The organism is Pseudomonas sp. 9.2(2024) (assembly GCF_039695385.1).
Taxonomy (GTDB): Bacteria; Pseudomonadota; Gammaproteobacteria; order Pseudomonadales; family Pseudomonadaceae; genus Aquipseudomonas; species Aquipseudomonas paraglycinae.
This window is the reverse complement of sequence record NZ_CP155585.1, coordinates 4,580,890-4,604,032: the sequence shown is the minus strand read 5'-3', so window position 1 is coordinate 4,604,032 and position 23,143 is coordinate 4,580,890. Positions and strand designations below refer to the sequence as shown.

The window sequence follows — 23,143 nt, the reverse complement described above, 5'->3', positions numbered from 1 at the left end:
CAGTGGTGCTCACAAAAACTGTGGGAGCGGGCTTGCCCGCGATGCTTCTAAGGGGCCCACCTCGGTTTGCGCTTTTGCACAAACGCCATCGTGCCTTCGATGCCTTCGGCACCGGTCACCGCTTCGCTGAACCACTGCGCGGCTTCGTCCAGCAGTTCACTCGACGGCTGGCCGGCGCTGGCCAGCAGCAATTTTTTCGTCACGGCATTCGCTTCGGGGGCGCAGCACAGGACATGGTCGAGCACTTCATCCAGTCGCTCGGCGAGCGCCTGTGGATCCTGCTCGACAAAATGCACCAGCCCCAGGCGTCGGGCCTGATGGCCGTCGAAGCGGGCGGCGGTCAGGGCCAGGCGTCGGGTTTCAGTGAGGCCGATGCGCTGCACCACAAACGGCGCGATCTGCGCCGGCAGCAGGCCGAGGCTGGTTTCCGGCAAACCGAATTGCGCCTGATGATCGGCGATGGCGATATCGCTGACACACGCCAGCCCGAACCCGCCCCCGAGCACCGCGCCCTGCAACACGGTGATCAGCACTTGCGGCGTGTGCTGCGCTTCTTCCAGCAACGACCCGAAGGCACGGTTCAACTCGCGATAGGCATCGCTGCCCTGAGCGCGGGCGTTGGCCATGTCCTTGATATCGCCGCCGGCGCAGAAATGCCCGCCGGCACCGCTGAGCACCAGCGCGCGAACGCTGCGGTCATCGCGCACCTCTGCCAGCACGGCGCGCAACTCGGCGACCATTTGCAGGCTCATGGCATTGCGGCTTTCCGGGCGATTGAGGGTGATGTGCAACACGCCGTTGTGCCGTTCCAGCAGCAGCGTCTGGCAATCGGGCAGGGCGCTCATTTCTTTTTCCCCGGCAGGATGCCCATCAGTTTGCAGATGATCCCCAGCATGATTTCGTCGGCGCCGCCGCCAATCGACACCAGCCGCACGTCGCGGTAGGCGCGGGCCACCGGGTTGTCCCACATGAAGCCCATGCCGCCCCAGTATTGCAGGCAGCTGTCACTGACTTCGCGGCCAAGACGCCCGGCCTTGAGCTTGGCCATCGAGGCCAGTCGGGTGACGTCCTGGCCTTTCACGTATTGCTCGGTGGCCTGATAGACCAGCGCCCGCAGGCATTCGATTTCGGTCTGCAATTCGGCGAGGCGGAAGTGGATCACCTGGTTGTCGATCAGCGCATTGCCGAAAGTCTTGCGTTCCTTGCAGTACTCGATGGTGCTGTCGACGCAGTATTCCAGGCCTTTGATCATGTTCGCCGCGCCGAACAGGCGTTCCTCCTGGAACTGCAGCATCTGCATCATGAACCCGGCGCCTTCGTGGCCGATGCGATTGCGCTGGGGCACGCGCACGTTGTCGAAAAACACCTGGGCGGTTTCCGAGCTGCGCATGCCGAGCTTGTCCAGGTGCGAACTGAGGCTGATGCCCGGCGTGTTCATCGGCACCATGATCAGCGACTTGTTGACGTGCGGTTTGTCATCCGAAGTGTTGGCCAGCAGACAGATGAAATCAGCACTCGGCGAGTTGGTGATCCACATCTTGCTGCCGTTGATCACATAGTCGTCGCCGTCCTTGCGTGCGGTGGTCTTGAGCCCGGCGACATCGGAGCCAGCGCCGACTTCCGAGACGCCGATGCAACCGACCTGCTCGCCGGTGATGGCCGGGCGCAGGAATTCTTCGCGCAATTCATCGGAGCCGAAGCGGGCGAGGGCCGGGGTGCACATGTCGGTCTGCACGCCGATCGACATCGGAATGCCGCCGCAATGAATGGTGCCGAACTCTTCGGCGGCGACGATCGAATAGCTGTAATCCAGGCCCATGCCGCCGAATTTTTCCGGCTTGGAAATCCCCAGCAGACCGAGGTCGCCGGCCTTGCGGAATATCTCGTGGATCGGAAAGCGCCCGGCCTTTTCCCACTCATCGACGTGGGGGTTGATCTCGTGCTCGACGAACTGGCGGACGGTACGGCGCAGTGCTTCGTGTTCCGGGGTGAAGATCATTTTTATTGTTCTCCTTTAATCCGTGGCGATCAGAACCGGCTGACGCCGAAGCTGTTGGGTTGCAACGTGCGGATGTCGGCTTCGTGGCAGATGTCCAGCAGGTAACCGAGCAGGGTGCGGGTGTCGCGCGGATCGATCAGCCCGTCGTCCCACAGGTTGGCGCTGCCGTAGAGGGCGGTGGACTGGCTGTCGAGTTTCTGCGCGGTGACCTGCTCCAGCATGTCGAGCATTTTCGGGTCGGGCACCAGGCCGTCCTTGAGCTGTTTGGCTTCGGTGACGATGCGCAACACCTTGCCGGCCTGGGCGCCACCCATCACGGCGGTGCGGCTGTTGGGCCAGGCGAAGATGAAGCGCGGATCAAGCCCGCGTCCGCACATCGCGTAGTTGCCCGCGCCGTAGGAGCCGCCGACCACGATCGTCAGTTTCGGCACCCGCGCATTGGCAACGGCCTGGATCAGTTTCGAGCCGTGCTTGATCACGCCGTGCTGTTCCGATTCGGTGCCGACCATGAACCCGGTGGTGTTGTGGAAAAACAGCAGCGGTGTCTGGCTCTGATCGCAGAGTTGAATGAATTGCGCCGCTTTGCTCGCGCCGTTGGGCGTGATCGGGCCGTTGTTGCCGATGAAACCGCAGGCGCGCCCCTGGATTTTCAGGTGCCCGCAAACGGTCTGCTGATCGAACTCGCCCTTGAACTCCAGGAAGCGCGATTCGTCGGCGATCCGCGCAATGATTTCGCGCACGTTGTAGGGCTTTTTCGGGTCGTCCGGAATCAGGCCGAGCAGTTCGTCGATGGGGTACAGCGGCTCTTTGAATTGCGGCTCGGGCAGCCACGGTATTTGCTCGTTCCAGTTCAGCAGACTGACGATTTCCCGCACCTGACGCACGCCGTCGGCATCGTTTTCGGCCAGGTATTCGGCGGTGCCGGCGACTTGCGCGTGCATCTCGGCGCCGCCCAGTTCTTCGTCGGTGGCGACTTCACCGGTCGCTGCTTTAAGCAACGGCGGGCCGGCAAGAAACAGCTTGGCCTTGCCGCGCACCACCACCACGTAATCCGACAGCCCCGGCTGATACGCGCCACCGGCGGTGGCCGAACCGTGCACCACGGTGATCTGCGGCAGCCCCATGGCCGACATCCGCGCCTGATTGGCAAAGCTGCGTGCGCCTTCGACGAAAATCTCCGCCGCGTAATTGAGGTTGGCGCCGCCGCTTTCGGCGAGGGTGATGACCGGCAGTTTGTTTTCCTGGGCGATCTGTTGCAGGCGCAGGGATTTTTTCAGACCCGACGGGGAAATCGTCCCGCCCTTGATCGCGCTGTTGTTCGCCACGATCAAGGCGCGCACGCCGGACACGTAACCGATGCCGGCGATCAAGCCGCCACCGGCCGAGCTGCCGTCCTTGTCGTCGTGGAGTTTGTAGCCGGCCAGGCTCGCCAGTTCGAGGAACGGCGCGCCGGGGTCGAGCAACAGATTCAGACGTTCACGGGGCAACAGTTGTCCACGTTTGTCGAATTTCGGCTTAGCCTCGGCCGCCTTGTTCAGCAGGTTCTGTTCGAGCTGCTGGACTTGCTCGATGGCGGCGAGCATGGCTGCGCGGTTGCGGGCGAAGGCTTCGCTGTGCGGGTCGAGTTGGGACTGGATCTGCGGCATGGCTTACTCCTTGTCCTTCAAAACGTCCGGCATATAGGCCCGGTGAAAACCGTTGAAGGATTCGCTGTGGGTCGCCTTGTGCAGCGGCCAGGCGCGACTGCCCAGGCTGGCCGCGCCGTCTATGCGCAAGGTGCTGCCGCTGATGAACGCGGCAGCCGGGCTGAGCAGAAACACGATCGCTGCGCTGACCTCCGATTCGGTGCCGATGCGCTTGAGCGGCACGTGTTCGCGCAAGGTCGGGATCACGGCCTTGAACGCGCCTTCGTAAGTGTCCATGCCGCTGGACGCGATCCAGCCCGGCGCCACCGCATTCACCCGAACGCCGGCATAACCCCATTCGAACGCCGCCGTTTTGGTGAAGTTGTCCATGCCCGAACGCGCGGCGCCGGAGTGGCCCATGCCGGGCATGCCGCCCCACATGTCGGCGAGCATGTTGACGATGTTGCCGCCGTGTTTGCTCATCGACTGATTGAACACTTCCCGGGCCATCAGGAAACCGCCGACCAGATTGGTCCGCAGCACGGTTTCGAAACCTTTCTGATTGATCGAGGCCAGGGGCGACGGGTACTGGCCGCCGGCATTGTTGACCAGCCCGTGGATCGGCCCGTGTTCGCGGATCAGTTCGCTGACCAGCGCCTTCACCGCTTCTTCGTCACGGATATCGCAGGCCTTCCAGTGCGCCCGACCGCCGTCCTCGGCAATTTCGGCGGCGACGGTTTGCAGCTTTTCCGGCTTGCGTCCGACCAGCACCACGGTCGCCCCGAGCGCCGCCAGTTCATGGGCGGTGCAACGCCCGATGCCACTGCCGCCGCCGGTGACGATGACGGTCTGGCCGCTGAACAGATCAGCCCGGAAAATCGATTCGAACGCCATGGTGCCAATCCTCTAGTCGAACTGTTCGGCGATGCTCTGCGGCACCGGGATCTGGATTTCCAGCAATTGCTGGGCGAAGGCCTTGCCTTGCGGGTCGATGCGCAGGCTCGCCACGCCGCCGCCACCAAGGGCGTTTTCCAGCAGGAAGTTGAGGCTGTGGGTGCCCGGCAGATACCAGCGCTCGACCCGGCCGTGAATCGGGTCGAGGACATGGCTCATCCAGTCGACGACCACCGCCGGGGTCAGCGCTTCGGCGATCCACGGCAGGTATTCGGGACGGCGTGGCAGGACGCCGATGTTGCTGTGATTGCCCTTGTCGCCGGAGCGCGCCACGGCCAGTTTCACCAATGGCACGCTCGCGTCGGCGCGGCCCTGGGGTTTGGGCGTTTCGTGGGGCAGGGGCAGATCCTGACTGTCGAGTGTTGCAGGGGCGGGCAGGGTGAACGGGTGAGATTCGCCGGCGATGTCGATCTGCAATGTGCAGGCGCTTTTGTCGATCAGGAACGAGAACAGCCGGATCAACGGATATACCGTCGGCCGTCCGCCAACGATCCCGGTCAGCCCTGGCGCCATGCCGGTGGCGGCCTGGGCGATCTCCCGGGAGAACAGGATCAACGCTTGTTTGTTCGGGTGGCGCACGGCGAGTTTAATCACCACTTCGCGGCTGTCCCGGCGCTGGCCGTGAGGGCCGTAGGTGGCTTCGCTGCCGAGCAGTTCGACGTGGGTTTCGGTGTAAGGGCCGAGGCCCTTCTGGTCGAGCATCTCCGAGGTTTTGTCGAGAATCGCCTGGCTGACGCGCCGGGCTTTCTCCACGGCATCGATGCCGGCGATCAGGCAACTGGCGGTGCAACGGAAACCGTCCGGATACGTTGCGCTGACCTTGTATTGGTCGCTGGGCGGCAAGCCTTTGGCGCCGTGGACCCGGACCGCGTTTTTGCCTTGTTGCTGGAGTTTGACCTGGCTGAAATCGCAGACCACATCGGGCAACAGATAGGCCTGCGGATCACCGATTTCGTAGAGCATCTGCTCGCCGACGGTCAGTGGCGTAACCAGTCCGCCGGAGCCTTCGGGTTTGCTGACGATGAACTGGCCGTCGGCGCTGACTTCGACGATCGGGAAACCGATGTGTTCGTAGTCCGGCACGTCGCGCCAGTCGGTGAAGTTGCCGCCGGTGCACTGCGCGCCGCATTCGATGATGTGCCCGGCCAAGGCGCCTTGCGCGAGTTTGTCGTAGTCGTGCCACGACCAGCTGAATTCGTGCACCAGCGCGGCACTGACCACTGCGCTGTCGACCACCCGGCCGGTGATCACGATGTCGGCGCCAAGGCGCAGGGGTTCGACGATGCCCGGCGCGCCGAGGTAGGCGTTGGTCGACACGCACATCGGCGGCAGCGGGGCGCCGCTGAACATTTCCGTGATGCCTTGGGTGGCCAGTTGTTTGAACTGGGGTTGCAGGTCATCGCCCGACAGCACGGCGATCTTCAGCGCCACGCCAGCCTTGTCGCAGGCCGCTTGCAGCGCGGCGGCGCAGGCCTTGGGATTGACCCCGCCGGCATTGCTGATGACGCGAATGTTCTGTTCGGCCAGTTGCGGCAACAGAGGCGCGAGGACTTCGATGAAATCGCCGGCGAACCCGGCCTGCGGATCCTTCATGCGTGCGCCGGCCATGATCGACATGGTGATTTCGGCGAGGTAGTCGAAGACCAGATAATCCAGCTGTCCTGCGGCCACAAGCTGCGCGGCGGCGGTCGAGGTGTCTCCCCAGAATGCGCTGGCGCATCCGATGCGAACCGTGGTGGGCATTTTGATCTCCGACTCAGCAACCTGTGACAGAAGTGCATCGAGACTACCAAGCAAGCGCTTGGTTTGTAAACGCCTGGAATTATCTTCTGCCCAAGCGCTTGCTTGGTCACCGCCGGCGGCTTAAATTGCCCGCGCAACCCCGCCGTTTCTGCGGCGTACGGCGCATTTGACTGATCGACTGTAGGAGAGAACGGGTGGACGAGCAAAAAGCCCTGAGGGTCATGCGTGAACTGGTCGATGCCGGCCAGTTGACCGATCCGGACAGCGCTCGCGGCAAACTGCTGCAAGTGGCGGCCCACCTGTTCCGCAACAAAGGCTACGAGCGCACCACGGTTCGCGATCTGGCCGGTGCCGTGGGGATTCAGTCGGGCAGCATCTTTCATCACTTCAAGAGCAAGGATGAAATCCTGCGGGCGGTGATGGAAGAAACCATCCGCTACAACACCGCGCTGATGCGTGCGGCCCTTGCCGATGCCGCCGATGTGCGCGAGCGGGTGCTGGCGCTGATCCGCTGCGAATTGCAGTCGATCATGGGCGGCAGCGGCGAGGCGATGGCGGTGCTGGTGTATGAATGGCGCTCGCTGTCCGAAGACGGCCAGGCCAAAGTGCTGGCGCTGCGCGACATCTACGAAGACCTCTGGCTGCAAGTGCTGGGCGAGGCCAAGGAGGCGGGGTTCATCCGTGGCGACGTGTTCATTACCCGACGTTTTCTCACGGGCGCGTTGTCCTGGACCACCACCTGGTTCCGTGCCGGCGGCAGTCTGAGCCTGGATCAACTGGCCGAAGAAGCGCTGATTCTGGTGCTCGAAGAGCGCTAGGCGCTTTCTATCAGGTCGGGAAACTGGCTAACTGGGCGAAACCGCCTAGCTTGAATGCAATGATCGATACTTTTTCGGGGAGTGGGGTGTTTTGAAGTCTTCGCCAATTCGGACGGCCGCCGGGCTGATGCTCGCAGCGCTGGCTGCATTATGGGTATTGCCTGCTTCGGCGGCGCAAGTGGTTCGGGTGGGCGCGGCGCATTTTCCGCCCTACACCATTCGCCCGGAAAATGGCGCCGACACCGGCCTGCTGCCCGAGTTGGTCGCGGCTTTGAACAGCGCTCAGAGCGACTATCGCTTCGAACTGGTGCCCACCTCGATTCCTCGCCGGTTCGGCGATTTCAAGGACAGCCGCACTGACATGGCGATCTTCGAAAACCCTGAGTGGGGCTGGAAAGACATTCCCCACATCACCGTCGACATGGGGCTTGAGGACGCAGAGATTTTCGTCGCGCAGAACAAGCCCGGTCGCCAACAGAACTACTTCGCGGATCTCAAGGGCAAAAGGCTGGCGCTGTACAGCGGCTATCACTACGAATTCGCCAACTTCAACGCCGATCCCAAGTACCTCGCCGAAACCTACAACGCCACGCTGACCTATTCCCACGACAGCAACCTGCTGATGGTCTTGCGCGGGCGCGCGGACATTGCGTTGGTGACTCGCTCGTACCTGTTCGATTACCTGCTGCGCAACGAAAAAGTGCGCGACGAGTTGCTGGTGTCCCAGCGCATCGACCAGATCTACCACCACTACGCGATTCTCAGTCCGAAGGCGCCGATCACCGGTGAAGCGTTCGGCAAGCTGCTGCAGGGCCTGCGCGACAACGGGCAGATGCTGAAGATCTTCGATCCGTACAAGATTGCGGTGGTGCCGGTACCGCATCAATGACCGGCGGTTTTTGCCGAACGGCCTAAATTTCCCGCCCCGGCTCACGTCCCATCGTTGAACTGTCGACGATTATCGTGAGCCCGACCCATGTCCAATCTGAATGACCTGACTGCCCTGGCCCTGCCTTCGGGCAGCCAACTGGTAGCCGATGCCACCGAAAGCCGTCTGAGCCTGAGCCTGGACGGGCAACCGCTGATTCGCCTGCGTCTTGATCGTGAAGGCCAGGGGCCGATCCAGATCGATGAGCGCTATGCACTGCCGCCGGGCCAGGCGCTGTGGGCGGCCTGTTATTGGCTGTTTGCCCGGGATCCGGCGCGTCAGCAATTGATCTGGCAACTCGATCAGGCGCCGACCGAAGCCTTGCTCAGCGGTTTGCTGGTGGGCACTGAAGTGGCGGGTGAATACCGCTGCGAGCGCACGCTGTTCTGGCAACTGCCGCAACCGTGGCTCGGCACATCGCTGACCTGCAGCTATCCGCAGCAGATGGTCATCAGCAACGGCAAGCGTCATCCGCTGCGCCCGGTGAAACCGCGTGGGGAAGTCTATCGGCGTTTCGATGCGCGTCTCGGTGCCTGGATTTCCCTGCGAACGGTGGAGATCGAGCAGGATCTGGCGCGTTTCAATCGCTGGCAGAACAGCCCTCGAGTCGCCAGTTTCTGGCAGGAAGAGGGCAGCCTCGAACAGCACCGCGAGTACCTGAGCAAACTCGACGCCGATCCGCACACGCTGACCCTGATCGGTTGTTTCGATGATCAGCCGTTTGCCTATTTCGAAGCCTATTGGGCCAAGGAAGATCGTATCGCGCCGTTCTACGATGCCGACAATTACGATCGCGGCATTCACATGCTGGTCGGAGAAGAAGATCATCGCGGTCCGCACAAGGTGGCGAGTTGGCTGTCGGCGCTGGTGCACTACCTGTTTCTGGATGATCCGCGCACGCAGCGCGTCGTTGCCGAACCGCGTGCCGACAATGCGAAGATGATCGGCCACATGCACAACCAGTGCTTCCACTGCGAGAAAGAATTCGATTTCCCGCACAAGCGCGCGGCGCTGATGATTCTCGGGCGCGAGCGGTTCTTCGACCGGTGCACGCTGGTGTGATATTTCGCTGAAAACAAAAAAGATCGCAGCCCTTCAACGAAGGCTGCGATCTTTTTTTTGGCTCTGTTTCAGGTCAGCGACGGTTCGCGGACACCGCATCGGCGCGGCTGCCGGATACCTTGCGGCAGTGCACCAGCGCATCGCGAATCATGAAGTTGACCAGCGTTGGCGAAACGCCGAGTTCCTTGGCAATGTCCTTCTGCGGCACGCCGTGCAGACGGTACATCTCGAACGCATAGCGGGTGCGGACCGGCAGCTCGGTCAACGCGTCGGCGATGTGTTCCAGGGTCGAGAAGTTGATGTGCGAGGTTTCCGGCGAAGCGCCCTGAATGACCACGTTCAACCCTTCCTCCTCGGGGCCGGCGTACTTCTGCTCCAGCGCCTGTTTGCGGTAGTGATCGATCGCCAGATTGCGCACGATCTGGAACAGATAACTCAGCTGGGCCTTGATCGACGACGTGATCGGCGGCGCCGACTGCAGTCGGAAGAACGCATCCTGCACCACATCTTCGGCGCGTGACCGGCAGCCGGTAATGCGGGCTGCAATCTTGACCAGAATCAGTCGATTGTCGACGAATGCCTGAAGTAGCGGTGAATCGCACCTGCTTGTGGATACTTGTTCCGTCATGGAAATCACCTTGCTGCCAATAGGTTAGTGGGACGCCTGGGGGACGGGGCCGTCCTACACATCGAGCGACAAATTATGTTGAATGATAATGATTGTCAATTGAGAAAGAGAACTAATGATCCATAACAGTGCGATCTGAGAACTGCGACACGCCGCCGCACTCGCCCAAGCGCCCAGCCCCGTTGGCGATCCAGCCTGCCGACTAATTATTTCAAGACGTCATCCGTTCTCATTGGTGAATGGATCCGGGTACGCAGCCCCGGACCTACCGCATTCCAATGCCTTGCACGGTCGGCAAAGACCGTGTCCCGCATGCCTTGCACGGGCATGCCGCAGCCAACCCGATTCCACCAGCAAGCCGAATTCAGGCAGGAAACCTCATGACCGACGCGTTCGAACTCCCCAGCACCCTGGTTCAAGCCCTCCAGCGCCGCGCGGCCATGACGCCGGATCGGCTGGCCTTGCGCTTTCTCGCTGAAACCGAGGCGCAGGCTGTGGTGCTCAGTTATCGCGAGCTGGATCAACGTGCGCGCACCATTGCAGCCGCATTGCAGGCCGAGGCCGGATTCGGTGATCGCGCGGTATTGCTGTTCCCGAGCGGACCGGATTATGTCGCGGCGTTCTTCGGTTGCCTGTACGCGGGCGTGATCGCGGTGCCGGCTTATCCGCCGGAATCGGCCAAGCGTCACCATCAGGAACGCCTGCTGTCGATCATCGCCGACGCCGAGCCGCGTCTGCTGCTGACCAGCGCCGACCTGCGCGACGCCCTGCAGCAAATCGAAGGCGCGCCACCGCTGCTGTGCGTCGACACCCTCGACGCTGCGCTGGCCGAGCGCTGGGTCGAACCAACCTTGCCGCAAGACCACATCGCCTTCCTGCAATACACGTCCGGCTCGACCGCGCTGCCCAAGGGCGTGCAGGTCAGCCACGGCAACCTGGTGGCCAACGAACTGTTGATCCGCCACGGCTTCGGCATCGACGTGAACCCGGACGACGTGATCGTCAGCTGGTTGCCGCTGTACCACGACATGGGTCTGATCGGCGGCCTGCTGCAACCGATCTTCAGCGGTGTGCCGTGCATCCTGATGTCGCCGGCGTACTTCCTCGGCCGGCCGTTGCGCTGGCTTGAAGCGATCAGCCAGTACGGCGGCACCATCAGCGGTGGGCCAGACTTTGCCTATCGTCTGTGCAGCGAGCGGGTCAGCGAATCGGCGCTGGAACGTCTCGACCTGAGCCGCTGGCGTGTGGCCTATTCCGGCTCCGAGCCGATCCGTCTCGACACCCTCGAACGCTTCGCCGAGAAATTCACCGCGTGCGGTTTCAGCGAAAGCAGTTTCATGGCGTCCTACGGTCTGGCCGAGGCGACCCTGTTCGTCGCCGGCACACCGCGCGGCAAAGGTATTCCTGCACTGCGCGTCGATGATCAGGCCCTGGCACAGAACCGCGCCGAGCCGGGCGAGGGCAGTCCGATCATGAGCTGCGGCATCAGCCAGCCAGAGCACGCGGTGCTGATCGTCGAGCCGAACACCCTTGAAGAACTGGCCGACAATGCCGTCGGTGAAGTCTGGGCTACCGGCCCGAGCATCGCCCTCGGCTACTGGCGCAACCCCGAGGCCAGCGCCAAGACTTTCGTCCAGCATGCCGGCCAGACCTGGCTGCGCACCGGTGACCTGGGTTTCATCCGCGACGGTGAACTGTTCATCACCGGTCGCCTGAAAGACATGCTGATCGTGCGCGGTCACAATCTCTACCCGCAGGATCTCGAGAAGACGGTCGAGAACGAAGTTGAGGTGGTGCGCAAGGGGCGCGTCGCCGCGTTCGCGGTCAATCAGAATGGCGAAGAAGGCATCGGCATTGCGGCGGAAATCAGCCGCAGCGTGCAGAAAATCCTCCCGCCTGAAGCACTGATCAAAGCCATCCGTCAGGCCGTGGCCGAGGCGTATCAGGAAGCACCGAGCGTGGTGGTGCTGCTCAATCCGGGCGCGTTGCCGAAAACTTCCAGCGGCAAGTTGCAGCGTTCGGCCTGCCGCAATCGTCTGGCCGACGGCAGCCTCGACAGCTACGCGGTGTTCCCGTCGGCCACCGCTGAAACCGCTCATGAGTCGACCGCGTCCGCCTCCGAACTGGAAGCCCTGATCGGCAAGATCTGGGCCGAGCAACTCAACGTCAAACAGGTCAACGCCGACGATCACTTCTTCCTGCTCGGCGGCAACTCGATCGCCGCCGCCCAGGTGATCGCCAAGGTCCGCGAAGAACTGAGCCTGGAGCTGAGCCTGCGCCTGCTGTTCGAAGCACCGACCCTGTCCGCGTTCGCCGCAGCCGTGGCACAGCAGCAACAGGACGGCGGCAGCGCCCAAGGCGAAATCACCGCACTGTCGCGCAACGAAGCCTTGCCGCAATCGCTGGCGCAAAACCGACTGTGGATCACCTGGCAGCTCGATCCGCAGAGCAGCGCCTACAACATCCCCGGTGCCCTGCGCTTGCGTGGCGAACTGGACGAAGACGCCCTGCGCGCCAGTTTCCAGCAACTGATCGAGCGCCATGAATCCCTGCGTACGCGCTTCTTCGAGCGCGATGGCGTGGCCCTGCAACAGGTCGAAGCGGCGGGCGAATTCAATCTGCAACTGATCGACATCAGCGACCTGCCGGCCAGCGAACGTGAAGCCCGCGCACAACAGATCCGCGAAGACGAAGCCCGCACCCAGTTCGATCTGGAGAAAGGTCCGCTGCTGTGGGTAACGCTGGTTCGCCTCGACGACGAAGATCACCAGTTGCTGGTGACCCTGCACCACATCATTGCCGACGGCTGGTCGCTGAACGTTTTGATCGACGAGTTCTCGCGCCTTTACGCCGCCGCTTCCCAAGGCCAGCGCGCCGAACTCGCGCCGCTGCCAACCCAATACGCCGACTACGGCAGCTGGCAGCGCCAATGGCTGGCGCAAGGCGAGGGCGAACGGCAACTGGCGTACTGGAAGGCGCAGTTGGGCGACGAGCATCCGACCCTGGAACTGGCGACTGACCATCCGCGTTCTGCCAAACAAATTCACAGCGCCGCACGCCACAGCGTTCGTCTGGGGATCAGCCTTAGCGACGCGATCCGCCAGACGGCACAGGCTTATCAATCCACGCCGTTCATGCTGCTGCTCTCGGCGTTCCAGAGCCTGCTGCATCGTTACAGCGGCCAGCGCGACATCCGCATCGGCGTACCCAACGCCAACCGTCCGCGCCTGGAAACCCAGGGCCTGATCGGCTTCTTCATCAACACCCAGGTGCTGCGCGCCGACGTCGATTCGCGTCTGCCGTTCACCGAATTGCTGGCGCAAACCCGACAAGCTGCACTCGGCGCCCAGACGAATCAGGATCTGCCATTCGAACAACTGCTGGAAGCCTTCCCACAGGCGCGCGAGCAGGGCCTGTTTCAGGTCATGTTCAACCACCAGCAGCGCGACCTGAGTGCGCTAAAACGTCTGCCGGGCCTGCTGGCCGAAGAACTGCCGTGGCACAGCCGTGAGGCCAAGTTCGATCTGCAACTGCACAGTGAAGAAGACCGCAACGGTCGCCTGACGCTGTCCTTCGACTACGCCGATGAGTTGTTCGACGCCGCGACTATCGAGCGCCTCGCCGAGCATTTCAGCAACCTGCTGCGAGCAGTTTGCGAACGTCCGGAACAAACTATCGGCGATCTGCAATTGCTGACCGCCGCCGAACATACTCAGCAAAGCGAATGGAGCATCGCCCCGTGCACCCCGGCGCAACAATGGTTGCCGGAACTGCTCAACGAACAAGCCCGGCAAACCCCTGATCGCACCGCCCTGATATGGGACGGCGGCAGCCTCGATTTCGCCGAACTGCACGCCCAGGCCAACCGACTCGCCCACTACCTGCGCGACAAAGGCGTCGGCCCGGACGTGTGCGTGGCCATCGCCGCCGAGCGTTCGCCGCAACTGCTGATCGGCCTGCTGGCGATCATCAAGGCCGGTGGCGCCTACGTGCCGCTGGACCCGGATTACCCGGCCGATCGTCTGGCCTACATGCTCAGCGACAGCGGCGTCGAACTGCTGCTGACCCAGACGTCATTGCTCGACCGCTTGCCGGCCAGCGAAGGTGTCAGCGTGATCGCCATGGACACCCTGCACCTGGAAAACTGGCCGAGCCAGGCACCGGGTCTGCACCTGCACGGCGACAACCTCGCCTACGTGATTTACACCTCCGGCTCCACCGGCCAGCCGAAAGGCGTGGGCAACACTCACGCGGCGTTGGCCGAACGTCTGCAGTGGATGCAAAACACTTATCGCCTGAACGACACCGACGTGCTGATGCAAAAGGCGCCGATCAGTTTCGACGTGTCGGTGTGGGAGTGCTTCTGGCCGCTGATCACTGGCGCGCGCCTGCTGATCGCCGGCCCCGGTGAACACCGCGATCCGCATCGCATCGCGCAACTGGTTCAGCAATACGGCGTGACCACGCTGCACTTCGTGCCGCCGCTGCTTTCGCTGTTCATCGACGAACCGTTGAGTGCCGAATGCACCAGCCTGCGCCGCGTGTTCTCCGGCGGTGAAGCGCTGCCGGCAGAGCTGCGCAACCGCGTGCTGGCGCAACTGCCGGCGGTGCAACTGCACAACCGTTATGGCCCGACCGAAACCGCGATCAACGTCACTCACTGGCATTGCACCGTGGCGGATGGCGAGCGTTCGCCGATTGGCCGCCCGCTGGGCAACGTGGTCTGCCGGGTACTCGACAGCGATCTCAATCCAGTGCCGGCGGGTGTGCCGGGTGAACTGTGCATCAGCGGCATCGGCCTGGCCCGTGGTTACCTCGGCCGTCCGGCGCTGACCGCCGAACGTTTCGTGGTCGATCCGCTGGGCGAGCAGGGCGCGCGTCTGTACCGCACCGGTGACCGCGCACGCTGGACAAATGATGGCGTGATCGAATACCTCGGCCGTCTCGATCAGCAGGTCAAACTGCGTGGCTTCCGCGTCGAACCGGAAGAAATCGAAGCGCGTCTGCTGGCTCAGGACGGCGTGGCGCAGGCCGCCGTGCTGGTGCGTGAAACCGTCGCCGGCCCGCAACTGATCGGCTACTTCACCGCCACCGACACCAGTGAAAATCAGGATGGGCAAATCGCTCGCCTGAAAACCGCACTGGCTGCCGAGCTGCCGGAATACATGGTCCCGGCGCAACTGATGCGCCTGGACGCAATGCCCCTGAGCCCGAGCGGCAAACTCGACCGCCGCGCCTTGCCCGAGCCGCAATGGCAGGTGCGCGAACACGTCGAGCCGGTCACCGAGCTGGAACAGCAGATCGCTGCGATCTGGCGCGAAGTGCTGGGCCTGAAACAGATCGGCCTGCGCGACGACTTCTTCGCCCTCGGCGGTCACTCGCTGCTGGCCACGCAAATCATCTCCCGCACCCGCCAGGCCTGCGACGTCGAGCTGCCGCTGCGTGCCTTGTTCGAGCACAGCGAACTGGGTGATTTCGCCGAGCAGATCCGCCAGATCCAGGCCAGCGGCCGCACCAACAAACAGCCGCCGATCGACAAGGTTGATCGCAGCAAACCGGTGCCGCTGTCCTATTCCCAGCAGCGCATGTGGTTCCTCTGGCAGATGGAACCGGACAGCCCGGCGTACAACGTCGGCGGCATGGCGCGCCTGCGTGGCGTGCTGGATGTCGGGCGTTTCGAAGCGGCGCTGCAAGCGCTGATCCTGCGTCACGAAACCCTGCGCACCACGTTCCCGAGCATCGACGGCGTGGCCCGTCAGCAGGTGCATGCCGAAACCGGCGTGCGCATGGACTGGAAGGATTTCTCGAAGCTCGCCGCCGATGTGCGCGAGCAGAAAGTTCAGCAACTGGCCGACGATGAAGCGCACCTGCCGTTCGATCTGGAAACCGGCCCGCTGCTGCGCGCCTGTCTGGTCAAGACCGCCGAGCAGGAGCATTACTTCGTTCTGACCCTGCACCACATCGTCACCGAAGGCTGGGCGATGGACATCTTCGCCCGTGAGCTCAGCGCACTGTACGAAGCGTTCGTCGATGACCGCGAATCGCCGCTGCAACCGCTGCCGGTGCAGTATCTCGACTACAGCGTGTGGCAGCGCCACTGGCTGGAGTCCGGCGAGCGGCAGCGTCAGCTCGACTACTGGACCGCGCAACTGGGCCGCGAACACCCGCTGTTGGAACTGCCGGGCGACCGGCCGCGTCCGCCGGTGCAAAGTCATCAGGGTGAGCTGTTCCGTTTCGACCTCAGCGATGATCTCGCCGCACGGGTTCGGGCGTTCAACGCGCAGAACGGTCTGACCCTGTTCATGACCATGACCGCCGCCCTTGCGACCTTGCTTTACCGCTACAGCGGCCAGACCGATCTGCGGATCGGCGCGCCGGTGGCCAACCGTATCCGCCCGGAAAGCGAAGGCCTGATCGGTGCGTTCCTCAACACCCAGGTGCTGCGTTGCCAGCTCGACGGCCAGATGTCGGTCGGCGAGTTGTTCGAGCAAGTGCGCCACACCGTGATCGAAGGTCAATCCCATCAGGATCTGCCGTTCGATCATCTGGTTGAAGCGCTGCAACCACCGCGCAGTGCCGCCTACAACCCGTTGTTCCAGGTGATGTGCAACGTGCAGCGCTGGGAATTCCAGCAGAGCCGCATGCTCGCCGGCATGACCGTCGAGTACCTGGCCAACGATGCGCGGGCGACCAAGTTCGACCTCAACCTGGAAGTCACCGACCTCGACCATCGCCTCGGTTGCTGCCTGACCTACAGCACTGACTTGTTCGATGAACCGACCATCGCGCGCATGGCCAGACATTGGCGCAACCTGCTGGAAGCGTTGATCGCCAACCCGCAGCAACGCCTCAGCGAGCTGCCGCTGCTCGATGCACCTGAGCAACAGCAATTGCTCGACAGCCTTGGCGTCGAGCCGGGCGAGCGTCGTCTCGACCAGTGCATTCATCACCTGTTCGCCGAGCAGGCACTGGCGCGCAAAGATGCGCCGGCCCTGACCTTCGCCGGGCAGACCCTGAGCTACGCCGAACTCGACGCCCGCGCCAACCGTCTGGCCTGGGCCCTGCGTGAACGCGGTGTCGGCCCGCAAGTGCGGGTCGGTCTGGCGCTGGAGCGTTCGCTGGAAATGGTCGTCGGCCTGCTGGCGATCCTCAAGGCCGGTGGCGCCTATGTGCCGCTGGACCCGGAATACCCGCTCGACCGCCTGCATTACATGATCGAAGACAGCGGCGTCGGCCTGCTGCTCAGCGACCGCGCGATGTTCAAGGCCCTCGGCGAACTGCCGCCGAACGTGGCGCGCTGGTGCCTGGAAGATGACAGCGCCGCGCTGGCCGATTACCCGGCTACCGAGCTGCCATTTATCAGCCTGCCGCAGCATCAGGCGTACCTGATCTACACCTCGGGTTCCACCGGCAAGCCGAAAGGCGTGGTGGTCTCCCACGGTGAAATCGCCATGCACTGCCAGGCGGTGATCGAGCGCTTCGGCATGCGTCCGGACGACTGCGAACTGCATTTCTATTCGATCAACTTCGACGCCGCCACCGAACGTCTGCTGGTGCCGCTGCTCAGCGGCGCGCAGGTGGTGCTGCGTGCGCAGGGTCAGTGGGACGCGGAAGAAATCTGCGGCCTGATCCGCGAACATCGGATCAATATTCTCGGCTTCACCCCGAGCTACGGCAGCCAGTTGGCGCAGTTCCTTGCGACGCAAAACGACACTCTGCCGGTACGCATGATCATCACCGGTGGCGAGGCGCTGACCGGCGAGCACCTGCAGCGAATTCGCGCGGCGTTCAAACCGAGCCTGTTCTTCAACGCCTACGGCCCGACCGAAACCGTGGTCATGCCGCTGGCCAGTCTTGCGCCGGAAGTGCTGGAAGAGGGCGCCGGCAGTGTGCCGATCGGCAGCGTGATCGGTGATCGCGTGGCCTACATTCTCGACGCCGATCTGGCGCTGGTGCCGCAAGGTGCGACGGGTGAGTTGTTCGTCGGCGGTGCCGGTCTGGCGATGGGGTATCACGAGCGTGCGGGCATCACTGCCGAACGTTTCGTCGCCGACCCGTTTGCCGCCGATGGCGGGCGCATGTACCGCACCGGCGACCTGGTGCGCCAGCGCGCCGATGGCTTGGTGGAGTATCTGGGGCGGATCGACCATCAGGTGAAGATCCGCGGTTTCCGGATTGAACTGGGCGAGATCGAAACCCGCCTGCTCGATCACGATTCGATCCGCGAAGCGGTGGTGCTGGCGCTGGATGTGCCGAGCGGCAAGCAACTGGTCGGCTATCTCGTGACCGAGGTCGCTTCGCGAAGCGAAGCCGAGCAGGCCGAACTGCGCGAAGCGCTGAAGGCGCACCTGAAGACGCAACTGCCGGACTACATGGTGCCGACCCACCTGATACTGTTGGCGAGCATGCCGCTGACCGCCAACGGCAAGCTCGACCGCCGCGCCTTGCCGGCGCCGGATCCGGAGCTCAATCGCCAGGATTACGTGGCGCCAAGCAACGAGCTGGAGCAGACCCTGGCGCAGATCTGGTGCGAAGTGCTCAACGTCGAGCAGGTCGGCCTCAACGACAACTTCTTCGAACTGGGCGGCGACTCGATCCTGTCGATTCAAGTGGTCAGCCGTGCGCGTCAGCAAGGCATTCACTTCAGCCCGCGTGACCTGTTCCAGCATCAGACTGTGCAGACCTTGGCCGCCGTTGCCAGCCGCAGTGAAACCGTGACCGCCGAGCAAGGTCTGGTGACGGGCGAATCGCGTCTGACACCGATCCAGCACTGGTTCTTCGGCACCGAGATTCCCGAGCGTCAGCACTGGAACCAGGCGTTGCTGCTGGAGCCGACGGTTGCGCTGGAACCGCACCGTCTGGAGCAAGCGCTGTTGGCGGTGATCGAGCAGCACGATGCCCTGCGTCTGCGCTTCAGCGAGGTCAACGGCGTATGGCAAGCGACCCATCAACCGGTCACCGATGCCGACGTGCTGTGGCAGGTTCGCGTGCCGTCGATGGACAAGTGCGCCGCGCTGTTCGCGGATGCCCAGCGCAGTCTCGACCTTGCCCAAGGTCCGCTGCTGCGCGCAGTTTTGGTCGATGGGCCGGACGCTCAGCAACGGCTGTTCATCGCGATCCATCACTTGGTGGTCGACGGTGTGTCGTGGCGGGTTCTGCTCGACGATCTGCAAACCGTGTATCGCCAGCTCGACGCCGATCAGTCGGTGAAACTGCCGGCGAAAACCAGCGCCTTCAAGGACTGGGCGGCGCGTTTGCAGGCTTACGCCGGCAGCGAATCCCTGCGTGAAGAACTGAGCTGGTGGCAAGCGCAACTGGCCGGTCCGACTGCCGATTTGCCGTGCGAACGTCCTGAGGGCGGTCGCGAGAATCGTCATGCGCAAACCGTCAGCGTGCGTCTGGATGCCGAACGCACCAGGCAACTGCTGCAACAGGCACCGAGCGCCTATCGCACGCAGGTCAACGATCTGCTGCTGACTGCGCTGGCCCGCGTGCTGTGCCGCTGGAGTGGTCAGCCCTCGGCGCTGATTCAACTGGAAGGCCACGGCCGCGAGACCCTGTTCGACGAGATCGACCTGACCCGCACCGTCGGCTGGTTCACCAGCGCCTATCCGCTGCGCCTGACCCCACACAACATCGAAGAGGCTGCCGGGCAGGGCGCTTCGATCAAGGCGATCAAGGAACAACTGCGCGCCGTGCCGCACAAAGGTCTGGGCTATGGCGTGCTGCGTTATCTCGCCGATGATGCCAGCCGTCAGAGCATGACGGCGTTGCCGAACGCACCGATCACCTTCAACTACCTCGGCCAGTTCGACCAGAGCTTCGGCAGCGATGCGCTGTTCCGTCCGCTGGATGAGTCGGTCGGCGCTGCCCACGATCCGCACGCACCGCTGCCGAACGAGTTGAGCGTCGACAGTCAGGTGTACGGCGGTGAGTTGCTGCTGCGCTGGACCTTCAGCGCCGAACGCTACGACGCGCAGACCATCAACGAGCTGGCCGATGCCTACGTCGGCGAGTTGCAGAGCCTGATCGAACATTGCCTGCAGGACGAGGCCGGTGGCCTGACGCCGTCGGACTTCCCGCTGGCAAAATTGACCCAGGCCCAACTCGACGCACTGCCGGTACCGGCGGCGCACATCGAAGACGTGTACCCGCTGACGCCGATGCAAGAAGGCATGCTGTTGCACACCTTGCTCGAACCGGGCACCGGTCTGTACTACATGCAGGATCGCTACCGCATCAACAGCGAACTTGACCCCGAACGTTTCGCCCAGGCGTGGCAAGCAGTAGTCGCCCGTCATGAAGCGTTGCGTGCGTCGTTCTGCTGGAACGTCGGCGAAGACATGCTGCAAGTGATCCACACACCGGGGCGCACGCCGATCGAGTATCTGGACTGGAGCGCCATCGCTGACGCCGAGCAAGAGCCGAAACTGCAAGCGCTGCTCAAGGCCGAGCGCGAAGCCGGGTTCGATCTGCTCAATCAGGCACCGTTCCACCTGCGCCTGATCAAGGTCGGCGCGGCGCGTTACTGGTTCATGATGAGCAACCACCACATCCTGATCGATGCATGGTGCCGTTCGCTGCTGATGAACGATTTCTTCGAGATCTACACCGCCCTCGGCGAAGGTCGCGAAGCGCAACTGGCAATGCCGCCGCGCTACCGCGATTACATCGGCTGGCTGCAACGCCAGAGCCTGGCCGAAGCGCGTCAGTGGTGGCAGCAGAACCTGCAAGGCTTCGAGCGCACCACGCCGATCCCGAGCGACCGTCCGTTTCTGCGTGAACACGCCGGCGAAAGCGGCGGCATGATCGTCGGCGACCGCTACACGCGACTGAATGTCGAGGACGGCGCCCGTCTGCGTGAACTGGCCCAGGCCCATCAACTGACCATCAACACCTTCGCCCAGGCGGCGTGGGCACTGGTGCTGCGCCGCATGAGCGGTGATCGCGACGTGCTGTTCGGCGTGACCGTGGCCGGGCGCCCGGTGGAGATGCCGGAGATGCAGCGCACCGTCGGCCTGTTCATCAACAGCATCGCGCTGCGGGTGCAGATCCCGGCGGACGATCAGCGCGCCAGCGTGCGTCAGTGGCTGAGCGGTCTGCTCGACAGCAACATGCAACTGCGCGAGTACGAATACCTGCCGCTGGTGAACATCCAGGAACAAAGCGAACTGCCGAAAGGCCAGCCGCTGTTCGACAGCCTGTTCGTGTTCGAAAACGCCCCGGTGGAAGTCTCGGTGCTGGACCGCGCGCAGAGCCTCAACGCGACCTCGGACTCGGGCCGTACCCACACCAACTTCCCGCTGACGGCGGTTTGCTATCCGGGCGACGACCTCGGTCTGCACCTGTCTTACGACCAGCGTTACTTCGACGAATCGACCATCGAGCGCATGCTCGGCGAGTTCAAGCGTCTGTTGCTGGCACTGGTCGACGGCTTCCATGGCGATATGGCCGACCTGCCGCTGTTGGGCCTCGAGGAACAGGACTTCTTGCTCCACGGCTGCAACCAGAGTGAGCACGACTATCCGCTGGAACAGAGCTACGTCGAGCTGTTCGAAGCGCAGGTCGCGCAACATCTGCAACGCATTGCCGCCAGTTGCCTCGATCAGCAACTGAGCTACGCCGAGCTGAACCAGAACGCCAACCGTCTCGGCCATGCACTGGTCGCAGCCGGGGTGCAGATGGATCAACCGGTGGCGCTGCTGGGCGAACGTAACCTCGATCTGCTGGGCATGATCATCGGCAGCTTCAAGGCCGGTGCCGGTTACCTGCCGCTGGATCCGGGCCTGCCGAGCCAGCGTCTGCAACGCATCATTGAACTCAGCCGCACGCCGGTGCTTGTGTGCACCAAGGCTTGCCGTGAACAGGCGACGACCTTGCTGGATGAATTCAGCTGCGCCAACCGTCCACGCTTGCTGGTGTGGGAAGAGGTTCAGGCCGGCGCGGTGTCGTCGGCGAATCCGGGCATCTTCAGTGGCCCGGACAATCTGGCCTACGTGATCTACACCTCGGGCTCCACCGGGTTGCCGAAAGGCGTGATGGTCGAGCAGCGCGGCATGCTCAACAACCAGTTGAGCAAGGTGCCGTATCTGAACCTGAGTGACGCCGATGTGATCGCCCAGACCGCTTCGCAAAGCTTCGACATTTCGGTCTGGCAGTTCCTCGCCGCGCCGCTGTTCGGTGCGCGGGTGGACATCGTGCCGAACACCATCGCCCACGATCCGCAAGGCTTGCTGGTGCATGTGCAGCAGCAGGGCATCACCGTGCTGGAGAGCGTGCCGTCGCTGATTCAGGGCATGCTCGCTTCGGATCGCCTGAGCCTCGACGGTCTGCGCTGGATGCTGCCAACCGGTGAAGCGATGCCGCCGGAACTGGCGCACCAGTGGCTGCTGCGTTATCCGGAGATCGGTCTGGTCAACGCCTATGGCCCGGCGGAGTGCTCGGACGATGTGGCGTTCTTCCGCGTCGACCTGGCCTCGACTCGCGGCAGTTACCTGCCGATCGGTACGCCGACCGACAACAACTTGCTGTACCTGCTCGATGGCGCGCTGGATCTGGTGCCGTTGGGTGCGGTGGGTGAGTTGTGCGTCGCCGGCACCGGTGTCGGCCGTGGTTATGTCAGCGATCCGCTGCGCACCGCGCCGGTGTTTGTGCCGAATCCATTCGGTGCGCCGGGTGAGCGTTTGTACCGCACCGGTGACCTGGCGCGCCGCCGCAGTGACGGGGTGCTGGAGTACGTCGGCCGGGTCGACCATCAGGTGAAAATTCGCGGTTACCGGATCGAGCTGGGTGAAATCGAGGCGCGTCTGCACGAGCAGCCGGAAGTTCGCGATGGCGCGGTCGGCGTGCAGGAAGGCGTCAACGGCAAGCATCTGGTGGGCTACCTGGTGGCCGCAGATTCCGCACTGAATCAGAGCGAACGGCTGGAGCGGATCAAGCAGCGCCTGCGCGCCGAACTGCCGGAATACATGGTGCCGCTGCACTGGTTGTGGCTCGACCGGTTGCCGCTCAACGCCAACGGCAAACTGGACCGCAAGGCTTTGCCGGTGCTGGAGATCGGCCAGTTGCAAAGCCAGGATTACCTGGCGCCGCGCAGCGAGCTGGAACAGACCCTGGCCGATATCTGGGCCGAGGTGCTGAAGGTCGAGAAGGTCGGGGTACGCGACAACTTCTTCGAACTCGGCGGCCATTCGCTGCTCGCCACGCAGATCGCCTCGCGGGTGCAGAAAGCCCTGCAACGGGACGTTCCGCTGCGGGCGATGTTCGAATGCAGCACGGTGGAGGAACTGGCCGGGTACATCGAAGGGCTGGCGGCCAGCGACATTACCGAGGAGAAGGTTGATCGGCTCAATGACCTGATGGCAGAGCTGGAAGGCTTGTAGTCTT

The 23,143-nt window shown here is 63.3% G+C and carries 10 protein-coding genes; 4 read left to right on the top strand and 6 right to left on the bottom strand.

Annotated features, from left to right (window positions below; all coding sequences use genetic code 11):
- Positions 1-47: 47 nt before the first annotated feature.
- Genes ABFB52_RS20590 through ABFB52_RS20570 form a run of 5 tightly spaced genes read right to left on the bottom strand, consistent with a single transcriptional unit; the run spans position 48 to position 6,321 of the window.
- Positions 48-845, bottom strand: a complete 798-nt coding sequence (locus ABFB52_RS20590) for an enoyl-CoA hydratase-related protein (protein WP_129972569.1) — start codon at positions 843-845, stop codon at positions 48-50.
- Positions 842-1,999: a citronellyl-CoA dehydrogenase gene (gene atuD / locus ABFB52_RS20585; protein WP_085700109.1), complete on the bottom strand. Its 1,158-nt coding sequence runs from the start codon at positions 1,997-1,999 to the stop codon at positions 842-844. The genes ABFB52_RS20590 and atuD overlap by 4 nt, the downstream gene beginning before the upstream one ends.
- A gap of 29 nt (positions 2,000-2,028) precedes the next feature.
- Positions 2,029-3,645 (bottom strand): geranyl-CoA carboxylase subunit beta, encoded by a 1,617-nt coding sequence (atuC, locus tag ABFB52_RS20580; RefSeq protein ID WP_129972570.1) that lies wholly within the window; start codon positions 3,643-3,645, stop codon positions 2,029-2,031.
- A 3-nt stretch (positions 3,646-3,648) separates the two neighbouring features.
- The gene (locus tag ABFB52_RS20575; RefSeq protein ID WP_129972571.1) at positions 3,649-4,518 is read right to left on the bottom strand and encodes an SDR family oxidoreductase; all 870 of its coding nucleotides are present in this window, start codon (positions 4,516-4,518) and stop codon (positions 3,649-3,651) included.
- Positions 4,519-4,530: 12 nt separating this feature from the next.
- On the bottom strand, positions 4,531-6,321 hold the full coding sequence (locus ABFB52_RS20570) for an acyclic terpene utilization AtuA family protein (RefSeq protein ID WP_346836103.1): 1,791 nt from the start codon (positions 6,319-6,321) through the stop codon (positions 4,531-4,533).
- A 194-nt stretch (positions 6,322-6,515) separates the two neighbouring features.
- Here ABFB52_RS20570 and ABFB52_RS20565 point away from each other — a divergent pair, with 194 nt between their 5' ends.
- The 3 genes from ABFB52_RS20565 (at position 6,516) to ABFB52_RS20555 (ending at position 9,129) form a co-directional block, all read left to right on the top strand.
- Positions 6,516-7,139, top strand: coding sequence for a TetR/AcrR family transcriptional regulator (locus tag ABFB52_RS20565; protein WP_007955773.1), 624 nt, complete (start codon positions 6,516-6,518; stop codon positions 7,137-7,139).
- A gap of 91 nt (positions 7,140-7,230) precedes the next feature.
- Complete coding sequence (locus ABFB52_RS20560) at positions 7,231-8,028, top strand: transporter substrate-binding domain-containing protein (RefSeq protein WP_085744939.1); 798 nt, start codon at positions 7,231-7,233, stop codon at positions 8,026-8,028.
- Between the two features lie 87 nt (positions 8,029-8,115).
- On the top strand, positions 8,116-9,129 hold the full coding sequence (locus ABFB52_RS20555; protein WP_085744938.1) for a GNAT family N-acetyltransferase: 1,014 nt from the start codon (positions 8,116-8,118) through the stop codon (positions 9,127-9,129).
- A gap of 73 nt (positions 9,130-9,202) precedes the next feature.
- Here ABFB52_RS20555 and ABFB52_RS20550 read toward each other — a convergent pair whose 3' ends face one another.
- Positions 9,203-9,757 (bottom strand): RNA polymerase factor sigma-70, encoded by a 555-nt coding sequence (locus tag ABFB52_RS20550; protein WP_007955779.1) that lies wholly within the window; start codon positions 9,755-9,757, stop codon positions 9,203-9,205.
- A gap of 380 nt (positions 9,758-10,137) precedes the next feature.
- Between ABFB52_RS20550 and ABFB52_RS20545 the strand changes: the two genes are divergently transcribed.
- Complete coding sequence (locus ABFB52_RS20545) at positions 10,138-23,139, top strand: non-ribosomal peptide synthetase (protein ID WP_129973784.1); 13,002 nt, start codon at positions 10,138-10,140, stop codon at positions 23,137-23,139.
- Positions 23,140-23,143 lie beyond the last annotated feature (4 nt).